Origin of the sequence: Neomegalonema sp., from assembly GCF_028688855.1 — a bacterium.
In the GTDB taxonomy this organism is placed as follows: Bacteria; Pseudomonadota; Alphaproteobacteria; order Rhodobacterales; family Rhodobacteraceae; genus Neomegalonema.
In genome coordinates, this window is the sequence record NZ_JAQTXI010000006.1 from 45,572 (window position 1) to 58,550 (window position 12,979).

Below are 12,979 nucleotides of genomic sequence, written 5' to 3' on the forward strand. Positions count from 1 at the left end.
GCCATGGCCGCCCGATTCCTCATGCGCGAACCTGCGGAAGCCTCCGGATGGGCGGCCTGGGATTCCTTTGTCCTGAACCACCCGGAAAGCGAGCCTTTCCATCTCTCCGGCTGGCGGCGCGCCATCCGCGAGGCCTATGGCCTGCCCTGCTTCTGGCTCGGGGCCTGGGAGGGCGGCGCGCTGCGCGGAGTCCTGCCTCTGGTGAAGGCGCCGGCGCCTTTCGGGGGGGCGAATCTGACCTCCTGCGCCTTTGCGGTGGGGGGCGGGATCCTCGCCGAATCCGAAGAGGCGCGCGAGGCTCTGGCCGCCGAGGCCGAGGCTCTGGGGCGTCGTCTGGGCGTGGGCGCGGTGGAGCTGCGCGGCGGCGAGGCTCCGGCTGAATGGGGCGTCAAGGAAGGCGTCTATGCGGGCTTCCGCCGCGAGATGGCCGAGACCTCCGAAAAGCGCCTGCTCCAGATCCCCCGCAAGAAAAGAGCCGACGTCCGCAAGGCCATGGAGGCGGATCTCAAGATCGAGCATGAAGCCGCCCTGGAGCCCTTCCACGCCATCTATTCCCGCAGCCTGCGCGATCTCGGCACGCCGACGCCTTCCCTGCGCTGGATGCGGGCGCTGAAGTCGGCCTTCGGCGAAAGCTGTCATGTGACGCTGGTGCATGGGCCTGCGGGGCCGGTGGCGGCGCTGATGAGCTTCGAGCATCGGGATCGGGTCATGCCCTATTTCGGGGGCGCCCTGCCGGAGGCGCGGGCGCTCCGGGCCTATGACCGGCTCTATTGGGAGGAGCAGGAGCGCGCCGCCCTGAAGGGCCTCAAGGTCTTCGACTTCGGGCGCTCGAAATTCGGGACCGGCGCCTTCGACTACAAGACTCATTGGGGCTTCGAGCCTCAGCCTCTGGTTCAGCGCTATCGGCTGGTGCGGGCCTCCGAGGCGCCCGACGTGAATCCCCTGAGTCCGAAATACCGGCGCTTCGTGGCGCTCTGGCGGCGTCTGCCGCTCTGGACGGCCAATCTCCTCGGGCCGCATCTCGCGCGGAGGCTCGGGTGATCCCATGACGAAACGCCGTCTGCTCGTTCTGGCGCATCGCGCCCCGGTCCCGCCGCTCACCGGAGAAAAGATGCGGCTCTGGCGCTTCCTTCAGGGCCTGGCTCCGGACTGGGAGATCACGCTCGCCGCCCCCGTCGACCGCGCCGAGGATTGGGAGAGCAGGGCGGCCCTCTCCGGACTCGGGCTTGCGGAGATCCTGCTGGGCGATCTGACGAAACGCTCAAGGGCGGCTTCGGGGCTGAAGGCCCTGAACTCCGGCGCGCCGGTCAGCCTGGAGCATTTCCACGACGCCGGGCTCTCGGCCCGCATCCGGGAGGCCGCCCGCAAGACGCCTTTCGACGCCGTGCTGCTCTACGGCTCGGGCGGGGCGCGCTATCTGGAGGCGCTCCCCGATCCGCGCCCGCCCGTGATCCTCGACATGGTGGATGTGGATTCCGCCAAATGGGAGGATCTGGCGGAGAAATCCGCGCCGCCGATGGGCTGGGTCTACGCCCGCGAAGCCCGCCGCCTGAAGCGGGTCGAAGAAGCTCTGGCCCGCAGCTCCGCGGCCTGTCTGTTCGCGACTCCCGCCGAACGCGACCTTTTCGCGAAACGCGGCGGCGCGGGGAATCTCCTCGCCGTGGAGAACGGCGTGGATTGCGACTATTGGGCGGCGGGGAAAACCATGGCCTCGCCCTATCCCGACGACCGGATTCCGCGCGTGATCTTCACCGGCGCCATGGATTATCCGCCCAACGTCGAGGCGGCGGTCTGGTTCGCCCGCGAGATCCTGCCGCGCGCCAAGGCTCTGGCGGGGCCTTTCGAATTCGTGGCGGCGGGGGCTCGCCCGGCGAAGGAGGTTCTGGCGCTTCAGGAGATGGGCGTGCGGGTGACGGGCCGCGTCGAGGACATGCGGCCCTGGCTGGCTCATGCGGCGGCGGCGGTGGCGCCCTTGCGTCTGGCGCGGGGCGTGCAGAACAAATTGCTGGAGGCCATGGCCTCGCGGGTGCCGACCGTGGCCACGCCTGCGGCTCTGGAGGGGATCCAGGCCACGCCCGGCGCGGATCTTCTCACAAGCGCGTCAGCTTCGGAATTCGCGGCGGCTCTGGCGCGGCTCTTGCTCGATTCCCGCCTGAGCGCCTTGCTCTCCGCCAACGCCTTCCGGGCCATGCGCGACCGCTACGACTGGTCGAGCCGTCTGGAGGCTCTGGAGGCGGCGCTCCTTCAGGCCCTCGCAGAGCCGCCCGACAGGAAACAGGACGCCGCATGACCGACCAAGGGCTCGCCCCGCCGAAAGAAGCCGCGCCGAAAGGATTCTCCCTCCCCGAAGGCTTCTTCGGCGAGGCCTGGCCCGCATGGCGCCGGACCATCCTGCTGATGTCGGGTCTGGCGGTTCTGGCTCTGGGGCTTCAGGCTCCGGCGGTTCTGGACATGATCGGCGTGTGGATCTCCTCGCCGACCTACAACCACGGTTTTCTCGTCCTGCCCGCGAGCCTCTGGTTCGTCTGGCGCAAACGCGCCGAATTGCGCGGGATCGCGCCGAGGGCCTCGTTTTGGGGTCTGGCGCCTTTGGCTCTGGCGGCGGTTCTGGCGACCCTCGGCGGGCTGATGGGCGCGGCGATCTTCGAACACGCCGCCGTGGCCTTCTCTCTGATGGGCGTGGCGATTCTGGCGGCGGGCTCCGAATTCGCGCGGCGGTTCTGGTTTCCTCTGGCCTTCCTGATCTTCCTCGTCCCCTTCGGCGACGAGCTCACGCCCTTGCTGCAGGAATGGACGGCGGACGTCTCGGTCTGGCTGCTGCGGGCCTCGGGCGTGCCGACCTATCGCGAAGGGATCATGATCGAGCTGCCCGACGCCCTCTTCGAAGTCGCGGAGGCTTGCGCGGGTCTGCGCTTCCTCATCGCGATGATGGTCGTGGCGGCGGCTTTCGCGCATCTCTCCTATGAGCGCCTCTGGAAATGGGTTGTGTTCGGCCTTCTGGCGGTGGCGGTTCCGGTGGGCGCGAATTTCCTGCGCGCCTATGGAATCATGATGATCGCCCATCTCACCGACGGGCGCGTGGCGGCGGGCGTGGATCATCTGGTCTATGGCTGGGTCTTCTTCTCGGCGGTGATGCTGCTGCTGCTCTGGATCGGCGGCCGCTTCGCCGATCTCCGGTGGGACGCTTCCTCCGCCCCGACCTCCGCCGCGCCCCCGGTTGCGCCCGCCGCTCCGCAGGACGCCCGCAAGACCTGGGCGGCTCTGGGGCTCGGCGCCCTGCTGCTGGCGACGCCCACGACGGCGCTGTCCATCACGGCGCCGGATCGCGGGATCTCTCCGCCGCCCGCCGACTGGGCTCCTGCGACGCCTGCGGGCTGGAGCGCCGTCCCGCCCGCCGAAGACTGGACGCCTCATCTTCAGGGTCTGGACCGCCTCTATCGCTTCGGCTTCGTGAAGGACGGCGTTCAGGTGGATCTCGTGATCGGCTATTACCTCTGGGAGCGTCCCGGCGCCGAGGCGGGCCAATCGACCAACCGCTTCGAGGACGACGACGTTTGGGTGCGTTCGCGCCAGGCCCGCGCCGAGATCGGCGGCCTGCCGACCCGCCTTGAAGACCTCAGCCACGCCCGCATCCACGAGGGCCGGGGCGCGAGCTTCGCCAGCCGCCTCGTGACGGCCTGGTATTGGACGGGCGGCGAATTCAGCGCCGACGCGCGCCGCGCGGGCCTCGACGCCATGAAGGCGCGTCTGACGGGCGGCCCTCAGGAGGCGGCGATTCTGGCGCTCTCCACGCCTTACGCCCGCCCGACGGATCGGGCTGCGGCTCTGGCGGCGCTGGAGGCGTTCATGGCGGACTTCGGCCCCCTCGACGCCCCGCTGGAGGCTCTGGCCTCTCGATAAACCCGCGAGGAGGCTTTAATCTGGCGGCTCTTGCGATCAGGAGCCGCCGCCATGAGCCTCGACGAAACCCGCCCTTTCCTGCCTCTGCGCATCGCGGTTCTGACCGTCTCGGACACGCGCGGCCCCGAGGACGACGCTTCGGGCGATCTTCTGGCCGCCCGCGTCGAGGCTTCGGGCCATGTCCTGGCCGCCCGCGACCTGCTGCGCGACGATCGCGCCGGACTGGAAGCGCGGCTGCGGCTCTGGATCGCGAATCCGGAGATCGACGTGATCCTGACCACCGGCGGCACCGGGCTCACGGGGCGCGACGTCACGGTGGAGGCCCACAAGGCGGTCTACGAAAAGGAGATCGACGGCTTTTCGACTGTCTTCCACATGGTCTCCTTCAGGAACATCGGCGTCTCGACCCTGCAAAGCCGAGCCTGCGGCGGGGTGGCGGGGGGGACTTACCTCTTCGCCTTACCGGGCTCTCCGGGAGCCTGCCGCGACGCTTGGGACGAGATCCTCGTGCGTCAGCTGGATTCCCGCTGGCGGCCCTGCAACTTCGCCAGGATCCTCGACCGCCTGACCGAAGCGTGAGGCTTCCTGCGTCCTTCTTCAGGACGCCGCGTAGATGATCCTTGAATTTCAATCCGGTTCATCTCCGGATTCAGGACGAACCCGAGGCGGCCGCCCCTGAAGCGAGCCGCCTTTTCTCGCCTTCATCCCTGCTTGAGGAGCGCTTGGGTTCATCGCCTTCCGAACATCCGGTTTCCGCGTCTCGAGACGAGCGGATCGTTTCATAATGGAGTGAGTCCCTGGATCGATCTGATTGATCAATCTCCGGTATTGTATTATTTTAGGACATTGGATCACAAGATCTGACAGGGGTTCTCATCATGACGCGCATCAACGGCGGTTCGTCGTTCTGGAATTCATTCCTGAAGCCGGGCTTCTCCGGCTCCAACCGTCCCGGCGGCAACCATGGCGGCGGAAGCCCCGGCGCCACGACTCTGGCGGTCGGCGAAGAGGGCGGCGGGCATCGTCCCGGCAGGCCCGGCGGCAACCACGGCGGCGGACGTCCCGACGCCACGACTCTGGCGGTCGGCGAAGAGGGCGGCGGGCCTCGTCCCGGCGGTCCCGGCGGCAACCATGGCGGCGGACGTCCCGACGCCACGACTCTGGCGGTCGGCGAAGAGGGCGGCGGGCCTCGTCCCGGCGGTCCCGGCGGCAACCATGGCGGCGGACATCATCCGGGCGGGCCCGGCGGCAACCACGGCGGCGGAAGCCCCGGCGTGACCACTCGGGCCGTCGGCGAAGAGGACGGCGGATGGGCCACCACCTTCGCGGCCGGCGAAGAGGGCGGCGGGCCCCGTCCCGGCGGTCCCGGCGGCGGGGTCGGGAGCACCCGCGCGGCGGGCGAGGAAGGCGGCTGGTGCGGAACCGGCTCCGGCGGCCCGACGATGTCCACCATGGCCCTCGGCGAAGAGGGCGGCGGCTGGAAGCGTCAGGGCTGATCCCTGACGTCTGTCCCGGCGCAGCCGGCAAGGCCCGGAGCCTCCGGACGATCCCGCGGGATCGGAAAAGGCTCCGGCGCAAGGTTGAGGCGCCGGCTCCGGACGGTCGGCGCCCAGGGCGCGGAGAGGCGTTTCCGGGCGATCCGCAAGGATCTCCGGGCCTCCCGGCCCCCGGAGAAGGGGCGGCGCGAGCCGCTCCTTTTTCATGTCGGGCTCCTGAACCCCGGCCCCCTGTCCCGATGAGGCCCGAATCTTGAAGGGCGATCTCGTCGCGCCGATCCCGGCGCCCATGTCAGGGGATCGCCATGAGCATCGTCCACACCTTCTCCACAAGGCCCGTCGAGCAGTCGAAGACCTATATCGAGGCCTTCCGCAGACAGCAGCCTCAGGTCATCGTCCACAAGGCTCCGCCCGCCGCGGCCTCTCCGGCCTCCGGCTCGACGGCGGGCTCCTCGCCGGTGGTCCAGGTGGCCACCACCCTCGCCTCGGGCGAGGAGAACGGCGCGGCCACGGCCTATCAGGGCTCCGGAGTCTTCACCACCCTCGCCTCGGGCGAGGAGGGGACCCCCGCCACGCCCTCGCCTCAGGCGCCGGGCGGCGGCGTCCTCACCACCCTGGCCATCGGCGAGGAAGGCGCCCAGAGCTCTTCGACCGGGACCACGACCGGGAGCGCCTCGGGCTCGAACTCCTCCGGCCAGGGCTCTTTCGGGATGACGACCCTCGCCATCGGCGAGGAAGGCGGCTCCGTCGCGACGGGCTCCGCAGGCTCCTCGACGGGAGCGGCCTCCACCTTCGTCACCCATGTCGTCGGCGAGAGCGGGATCGTCTCGGGCTCGGGCGTCACCCTGACGACCATGGCCGTCGGAGAGGAAGGCGCCTCCTCCGCGAACGGCTCGGCCAGCGGCTCGGGCGGCGGCTCGGGCGGCGGGCTCTCCGCCTCCACGCTGGCCATCGGCGAGGAAGGCGGCTCCGCAGGCTCCTCGACGGGGACGACCTCCACCTTCGTCACCCATGTCGTCGGCGAGAGCGGGATCGTCTCGGGCTCGGGCGTCACCCTGACGACCATGGCCGTCGGAGAGGAGGGCGCCTCCTCCGCGAACGGTTCGGCCGGCGGCTCGGGCGGCGGGCTCTCCGCCTCCACGCTGGCCATCGGCGAGGAGGGCGGCGGCTGGCGGCCCTCGACCGGGCTCAAGGGCGGCGGGAGCCATTCCGGCTTCGCCTTCTGGAGGACGGGCAGGCGGAACGGCTTCTGAAGCCTCCTGCGCCTCGCGAGGGGCTTGCGTGCTCCGGGTTCCGCGCGCCTTCCGGGTTGCGCGGAATCCGGAGTTCATCCGTCGGCGTCTTCCCTGGTCCGGAAATCGGCGGCGCCGGGGCAACAGGCTGTATTTTCGCCTTTTTTGGAGCCTAGATCCTTCCTCGCGGGCGGAGGCGTCGCGACGCGCTCCGGGGCCATCCCAACATCCCGAGAGGAGACGACCATGAGTCTGACGAGCGAAAATCTCTCCCGGAAGGCGGGCGGGGTCCTGAGCGCTCTGGCGCTCGCCAATCTGGCCTTGCAGACCCTGCTTGCGGGCGCCGCCGTCGCGGCCCCGACGCCGGGGAGTCTGAAGGGCTCGGCGCTCGACCTCGTCGAGCCCGGCGCGCTCCGGAGCGTCGCCGCGCCTGAGGCCGAGGCGGGCGCGGACGTCGAGCTGGCCCAGGGCTGGGCCACCACCCTGGCGGTCGGCGAGGAGGGCGGCGTCCATCGTCCGCAGCCGCGTCCTCCGGTCTGGGGCTCTCCGACCACCTACGCCATCGGCGAAGAGGGCGGCGGCTGGCATCAGCCGCGTCCTCCGCAGCCTCCGGGCTGGGGCGCGACCACCTACGCCCTCGGCGAGGAAGGCGGCGGCTGGAACCGTCCTCCGCCGCGGCCTCCGGGCTGGGGCGCCACCACCTACGCCTTCGGCGAGGAGAGCGGCGGCGGCTGGGGTCCGAATCGCCCCACCACTCTGGCGCATGGCGAAGAGAGCTCGCATCGGCCTCCGCCGCGTCCCTGGCGCTGAGCCGGATCCGGAAAGACGGCGAGGGGCGGTTCCGTCCCTCGTCTCCCTCGCGCCTCCCCGAGGCGTCGCGCGGCCGCGCGGATCTTCCGCATCCGGAATTTCCGCGCGGAGGCGGGCCGAATCTCGGAAGGCCTCTGGGGATCCGTTGTAATTCCGCCCTTTTCTTGCGGTCTTGCGCGTTTTCCGATCCCCCTGGATCGCGCAAACGCTCTAAAGCTTCTCTTGTGGCCGCATCTTCGCGAGGCGAAGCCGTTTGGGCTCCGCTGGAGGATGCTCCGGCCTCGGGGAGGACGCAGCCCTTGCGCCTTCCCGCAAGATGACGAGGAGAGATTCATGAGTCTCACGAGCCAAACCCTCTCGCGGAAGGCCGGGAACGCCCTGAGCGCCCTGGCTCTGGCCAATCTGGCGCTCCAGACCCTTCTGGCGGGCTCCGCCGTCGCGGCGCCGACGCCGCGGGCTCCGGGCGGCGCGCCGGAATCCGGCCGCTCCGCCGAAGGCCTCCCCGCCGGAGTCCTTGAGGTCGCGCAGGGCCCGGGCGGCCTTCAGGCGACCACCCGCATGGTCGGCGAGGAATACGGCCCGCTCATCCGGCCCCAGCCCCAGCCTGCGCCCGGCGGAGTCGCCGCCACCACGCTGATGCTCGGCGAGGAGGGCGCGAGCGTCTCGCCCTCCCTGCCTCCGACCATCGCGCCCCAGCCGAGCACGCGCATGCTCGGCGAGGAAGGCGGCCCGACCATCACCACGGCCATGGTCGGGGAGGAAACCGGAGCCGCTCCGGCCCCGGCTCCCACGCCGCCGCCCGGCGTCGCGACCACCGAGGCTCTGGGCGAGGAATCGGGCTCCTGGGGCTCCGCGACCACCTACGCCATCGGCGAGGAAGGCGGCCCGACCATCACCACGGCCATGGTCGGCGAGGAGACGGGAGCGGCTCCGGCCCCGGCCCCGACGCAGCCCGGCGTCGCGACCACCATGGCCCTCGGCGAGGAATCGGGCTCCTGGGGCCCCGCGACCACCTACGCCATGGGCGAGGAGGAAGGCCCGACCATCACCACGGCCATGGCGGGCGAAGAGGCGGGCCTCACGCCGCAGCCTGCTCCTCCGCCGAACCGGCTCACCACCATGGCGCTCGGCGAAGAGACGGGCGCCGGGCCGCAGCCTGCTCCGCAACCGGCGCCGGGAGGCGTCACCACGATGGCCCTTGGCGAGGAGACGGGATCCTGGGGGGCTCCGACGCCTCAGCCTCTGCCGGGCCGCTTCGACGGGCCGCAGATTCAGCCGCCCGTTCATCCCCCGCTTACCCGCGCCTGGGGAGAATGAGCCGGAGGGGGCGCTCCGGACGCGCCCCTCTCCGACCCTGCTTTCGCGTCGCGCCCCGTCCTGACCGGCGGGGCGCCGACCTGTTCATGACCAGACGGCCACGGCTCAGGAGCGGCTTCTCCAATGTCTGACACTTCCTCCGGAGCCGAAGGCTCCTCACGCGTCCTGATGTTCGTCGGCGGCGGAGAGGATCCGCAATTGCGCCGCCTCGCCGAGGCCGCCCATGCGCGCGGGATCGGGATCGCGCCGATGATCACTCTGGACGAGGGGCCGCGCGGGGTCCTCTGGCGCCTCGGGCCGCAGGGCGCCGAGGCCATGACCGACGAACGCGGAGAGCCCCTGAAGGCCCACGCCGCCTTCCTGCGTCAGGACGTGTTCAGATATCTGCGCACCAGCAACGACATGGACAACGTGGACGCCCGCGCCTGGCGGGTGCTCATGGAGGCCTGGCTGGCCGCCAATCCTCAGGTGCGCCGCTTCAACCAGCGGTTCTTCCTGAAGGATTCGGCCAACAAGCCCTTCGCCCTGATCCAGGCGCAGCGGGCGGGGCTCCAGACGCCGCGCACGCTCCTGACGGCTCTGGCCTCCGAGCTGCGCGCCTGGGCGCGGAAGGAGGAGGTGGTCTACAAGCCCATCGACGGCGGCGACCACTGCCGCGTGCTGACGGTGGAGAATCTGGAGATGTACGGCGACGGCGTCCTGCCCCGGCCCTACATCTTTCAGGAAAGGCTCGTCGCGCCCGAGATCCGCATCTTCCGGGTGGGTCCGAAGTTCTTCGCCTTCCGGGTCGAATCGCCCTCTCTGGACTATCGCGAGAATCAGGACGCCCAGCTGACGCCCGTCGAGCCGCCCGCCGAGCTCCTGCCCGGCCTGACGCAGGTTTCGGACGAACTCGGGCTGAACTTCTGCGCCGCCGACTTCAAGACCCGCGCCTCGGACGGCGCGCTCTGCTTCATGGAGATCAACTCCAACCCGATGTTCGCGGGCTTCGACATGGCTTGCGGCGGGGCGCTCTGCGCGGGGATGCTCGATGTCCTGATGGGCGACGAGCCGATCTGAGATCAAGAGGGAATATGGAGGGTCCGGGCGAAGAAATTGCGTCTCTCTGGCGCAGGCGACGCTATATCTTCTCCCGAATAGTCTATTTTTGGCATAAATCCTGAAGGATCGATCTTGCCTCCCGGAATTGCGTCCCTTTATGGGTCGTTTCGAGAGGCCGGTGTCTTGGTTCAGGAGGTATGTCCCGTGTCGATCCATGTCGAGACCGCCGGTCGGCCCCGGACGCCCCTGATGCAAGGGGCCGCCGCGCTCGCCCTCGCGCTGACGCTTTCGGGCCTGACGGCGGGTCCGCTGGCGGCCCAGACCGCCGCGCCGCTCTTCGACGACCCCATGGAGGCGCTCCTCGACGCGCCCCGGGAGCCGGAGACGCGTCCCGCGCCCATCCCCTTCGAGCCCGCGCCCGAGCCGCGCTTCCAGAATCGTCCTGCGGCGCCCGCCGCGGCGGTCCGGACTCCCGCGACTCCTGCCGAGCCCCTCGCCGAGGCCGCGCCTTCCGCCGCCACTCTGGGATTCAGCGCCGAGCCCACCCGCATCGACGCCCAGAACCTCGGCAGGGCGGGCGCTCAGGTCGGGGCGCGCGGCGACGAGATCGTCCAGGGCGCCGCCCGGCGCTGGGGCCTCGCTCCGGCCACGCTCTACATGCTCGGCGCGCTGCTGGGCCTGCTGGGTCTGCTGCTGCTCGCGCGGCTTCTGGGCTTCGGGCAGAACCCGGTCAGGGAGACTCCGCCCCGGCGGCGCAAGCCCGCCGCCCGTCCCGCCGCGCGCACCCGCTCCGGAGAGGCCGCCGACGACTGGGAGGAGCAGGAGCCTGAAGAGGCCCGCTTCGCCGTCGCCGCCCGCCGCGCGAGCGCCCGCCCCTCCGCCCGGACGGGCGCCGCCTCCGCCTCCGCCGCCCGGGGCCGCCGCGAGCCCCCCGCCGCCGCTCCCGCGTCCGCGCCCGATGGAGATTGGGGCGAGGACTGGGCCGAGGCCGCGCCTTCCCGCGCCGGAGCTTCCGGCCGCGCGCCCGAAGCCTCCCGCGCGCCTGCGCCGCGTCGGCCCAATCTCGACCGTCTCGCGGCCTCCATCCGCGAGACCTGGCCCAAGGGCGAGCATCCCGAGGAGGGCGCGGTTTCTCCGGCCCGGGCTGCGGCGGCCCGCGTGGCGCGCGAATTCGCCGCCGAGGAGCCTCCGGCCGCGGCGTCGCGCCGCCCCTCCCGGAGCGCGCCCCGCGACGGCGACTTCCTCGACGCGCTCGAAGCGGCGGGCGAGGGCGATCCTTCGGCGATGGACCGCGTCCGCGCCCTGACCCGCGCGAGGTGATCCCATGGCCGCCCTGACCGAAGACGCGCCGGATCCTCTCCGCGCGGAGGAAGTTCATCCGATGGCAAGACCCGCAGGCCAGGATGCGCCTTTGTCAGGGTTGCGGAAAACGGGACGCTCCATGCGCGATCTCACGGAAAACATGCGGTCTCCGGTCTTGCGGAGCTCCGGGCTCATTCTCGGTTGTCTGGCTCTTGCGGCGCTGGCGCTGGGCGCGGCGACGGGCGAATGGCTCGGCGCGGCGGCTCTCGCGGCGGCGGGGGCCCTTCTGGCGGCCAACTGGGCGAGCCTGCGGCGCTGGCTCGGGCTCGGCGCGGCGGAGTCGGGAGAGGAGTTCCTCCGCGAGGAGCTGGAGGAGGTCCGCAAGGTGTCCCATGACGCCGCCGAGGACCTCGCCCGCATGGAGGACATCCTCGAAGACCTCGTGAACGAGAGCCGCCGCGTGCTGGCCGAGAACACCGGCGCGGTCAACCAGATCAAGAACCGCCTGCTGACGCTCGATTCCTCCGAGAGCGGCGCCCATGGCCGTCTGAGCGCCCTCGAAGGGCGTCTGGAGATCCTCGACGAGGCCCTTGCGGCCCTGCGTCAGGCTCCGGCGGGGCGGGCTCCGGCGCGGTCGGCGGAGTCCTTCGCCTCCTCCTCTTCCTACGCCATGGATCCCGAGCCCTCGCCGCGCTTCGCCGCTCCGGAGCCCGAAGAGCCCGCGCGCCTTCTGCGCGAGACGCGCGACGCCGATCCGGCGGCCAGCTTCCTCGCCGATGTGGCGAGCTCCTCGGCGCGTCGGCGCCGACCCGATCCGGAGCCTGCGCCGCGCGCTGCGCCGCAATCCGCGCCGCAATCTACGCCTCCGGGGCCGGGGGATCTCGCCGAGAGCCTGCGCCACCGCGCCCGCGAGGCCCAGCAGGCCCGTCAGGACGCCGCCGCCCGTCAGCAGCAGCAGGCCCGCCCCCTCGCGCCGGAGCCCGCCCCGCCGCCTGCGGCGGACGCGGATGCTCTGGCCGCCCTGCGGCCTCTGGCTTCTCTGGCGGCGATGGCCGAGGGCGGGGCCGCGCCTCAGCCCCAGGCCCGCCGGACGCAACCTCCTCCTCCCGAGGCGAACGGCCAGAATCCGAATGGCCAGAATCCGAACGGGCAGAGTCCGAACGGGCAGGGCGCCCGCGCGGCGGGTCCGGGCGGCCCCCGCCTCCTCGCGCTGGGCCAGAGCGCGCCGATCTACGCTCTGGCGCCGCGGGTGGTGGCGGGCCATGAGCTGGGCGTGGCGGAAGACGCCTCCCTGGCCGAGCGCCTGGCTCTGGCGGCGCAGAAGGTCGCCGAGCTGGCGGCCTCGGGGGTCGAGGAGGGCGTGCATCTGCCGCTGCGCGCGGCCCATCTGACGCCCGCCGCAGCCGCTGAGATCGAAGCCCTCCTGCGGGCGAATCCCGAGCTGGGGCGTCGTCTGGTGATTTCGGCGCCGCTCGGCGATCTCGCGGAGATCGCGGTGGAGCCCATCGACGCGCTGCGCGCTCATGGCGTGGCGCTGCGGGCGGACGTGCCCTCGCCGGAGGGGCTCAACGCCGAAACCTTCTCGCGGCTCAAGGTGGAGCTGGCGGCGGCGCCTTCGCTTCTGGCTCTGGCCATGGCGCCGCACGCCATGCAGATGGGCATGGCGCTGATGGCGACCGAAGTCGGCGATCCGGTGATGCTTCAGGCGCTCTCCATCGCGGGGATTCCGCTGGTCTCGGGCCCGGCGACCGAGCTTCTGGCTCAGGCGGGGCCTGCGCCGCGTCAGGCCTGAGGCTCGGGGGCTGAGGGGCGGGGACTTGGCGGAGGCGGGGCGCCCGTGATAGGGCGGTCCCGCCTTTTCGTGCTGGACAGAAAGCCGCC

At 71.4% G+C, this 12,979-nt stretch carries 11 protein-coding genes; all 11 read left to right on the top strand.

Annotated features, from left to right (window positions below):
- Positions 1 to 3: 3 nt before the first annotated feature.
- The 11 genes from PHN62_RS06035 (at position 4) to PHN62_RS06085 (ending at position 12,890) form a co-directional block, all read left to right on the top strand.
- Positions 4 to 1,041, top strand: a complete 1,038-nt coding sequence (locus tag PHN62_RS06035) for a FemAB family XrtA/PEP-CTERM system-associated protein (protein WP_300147725.1) — start codon at positions 4 to 6, stop codon at positions 1,039 to 1,041.
- 4 nt (positions 1,042 to 1,045) lie between these two features.
- Positions 1,046 to 2,290, top strand: coding sequence for a TIGR03087 family PEP-CTERM/XrtA system glycosyltransferase (locus PHN62_RS06040; protein ID WP_300147728.1), 1,245 nt, complete (start codon positions 1,046 to 1,048; stop codon positions 2,288 to 2,290).
- Positions 2,287 to 3,900 carry an exosortase A gene (gene xrtA / locus PHN62_RS06045; RefSeq protein ID WP_300147730.1) on the top strand — a complete coding sequence of 538 codons (1,614 nt, stop codon included), beginning with the start codon at positions 2,287 to 2,289 and terminating at the stop codon, positions 3,898 to 3,900. The genes PHN62_RS06040 and xrtA overlap by 4 nt, the downstream gene beginning before the upstream one ends.
- 51 nt (positions 3,901 to 3,951) lie before the next feature.
- Positions 3,952 to 4,479, top strand: coding sequence for a molybdenum cofactor biosynthesis protein B (gene moaB, locus PHN62_RS06050; RefSeq protein WP_300147733.1), 528 nt, complete (start codon positions 3,952 to 3,954; stop codon positions 4,477 to 4,479).
- A gap of 299 nt (positions 4,480 to 4,778) precedes the next feature.
- On the top strand, positions 4,779 to 5,396 hold the full coding sequence (locus tag PHN62_RS06055) for a hypothetical protein (RefSeq protein WP_300147736.1): 618 nt from the start codon (positions 4,779 to 4,781) through the stop codon (positions 5,394 to 5,396).
- Between the two features lie 305 nt (positions 5,397 to 5,701).
- Entirely contained in the window at positions 5,702 to 6,649 is a 948-nt protein-coding gene (locus PHN62_RS06060) for a hypothetical protein (RefSeq protein ID WP_300147738.1), read from the top strand.
- A gap of 225 nt (positions 6,650 to 6,874) precedes the next feature.
- Positions 6,875 to 7,438 (top strand): hypothetical protein, encoded by a 564-nt coding sequence (locus tag PHN62_RS06065; RefSeq protein ID WP_300147741.1) that lies wholly within the window; start codon positions 6,875 to 6,877, stop codon positions 7,436 to 7,438.
- Positions 7,439 to 7,771: 333 nt separating this feature from the next.
- A complete protein-coding gene (locus PHN62_RS06070; RefSeq protein WP_300147744.1) occupies positions 7,772 to 8,755 on the top strand; it encodes a hypothetical protein in 984 nt (327 codons plus the stop codon).
- Between the two features lie 123 nt (positions 8,756 to 8,878).
- Complete coding sequence (locus tag PHN62_RS06075; protein WP_300147747.1) at positions 8,879 to 9,814, top strand: hypothetical protein; 936 nt, start codon at positions 8,879 to 8,881, stop codon at positions 9,812 to 9,814.
- 186 nt (positions 9,815 to 10,000) lie between these two features.
- Entirely contained in the window at positions 10,001 to 11,116 is a 1,116-nt protein-coding gene (locus PHN62_RS06080; RefSeq protein ID WP_300147750.1) for a hypothetical protein, read from the top strand.
- Positions 11,117 to 11,237: 121 nt separating this feature from the next.
- Complete coding sequence (locus tag PHN62_RS06085; RefSeq protein WP_300147753.1) at positions 11,238 to 12,890, top strand: hypothetical protein; 1,653 nt, start codon at positions 11,238 to 11,240, stop codon at positions 12,888 to 12,890.
- Positions 12,891 to 12,979: the final 89 nt, after the last annotated feature.

Coding starts and splice junctions, on each gene's coding strand:
- PHN62_RS06035 (WP_300147725.1), top strand. CDS start 4: ATGGCCGCCCGATTCCTCATGCGCGAACCTGCGGAAGCCTCCGGATGG.
- PHN62_RS06040 (WP_300147728.1), top strand. CDS start 1,046: ATGACGAAACGCCGTCTGCTCGTTCTGGCGCATCGCGCCCCGGTCCCG.
- xrtA (WP_300147730.1), top strand. CDS start 2,287: ATGACCGACCAAGGGCTCGCCCCGCCGAAAGAAGCCGCGCCGAAAGGA.
- moaB (WP_300147733.1), top strand. CDS start 3,952: ATGAGCCTCGACGAAACCCGCCCTTTCCTGCCTCTGCGCATCGCGGTT.
- PHN62_RS06055 (WP_300147736.1), top strand. CDS start 4,779: ATGACGCGCATCAACGGCGGTTCGTCGTTCTGGAATTCATTCCTGAAG.
- PHN62_RS06060 (WP_300147738.1), top strand. CDS start 5,702: ATGAGCATCGTCCACACCTTCTCCACAAGGCCCGTCGAGCAGTCGAAG.
- PHN62_RS06065 (WP_300147741.1), top strand. CDS start 6,875: ATGAGTCTGACGAGCGAAAATCTCTCCCGGAAGGCGGGCGGGGTCCTG.
- PHN62_RS06070 (WP_300147744.1), top strand. CDS start 7,772: ATGAGTCTCACGAGCCAAACCCTCTCGCGGAAGGCCGGGAACGCCCTG.
- PHN62_RS06075 (WP_300147747.1), top strand. CDS start 8,879: ATGTCTGACACTTCCTCCGGAGCCGAAGGCTCCTCACGCGTCCTGATG.
- PHN62_RS06085 (WP_300147753.1), top strand. CDS start 11,238: ATGCGCGATCTCACGGAAAACATGCGGTCTCCGGTCTTGCGGAGCTCC.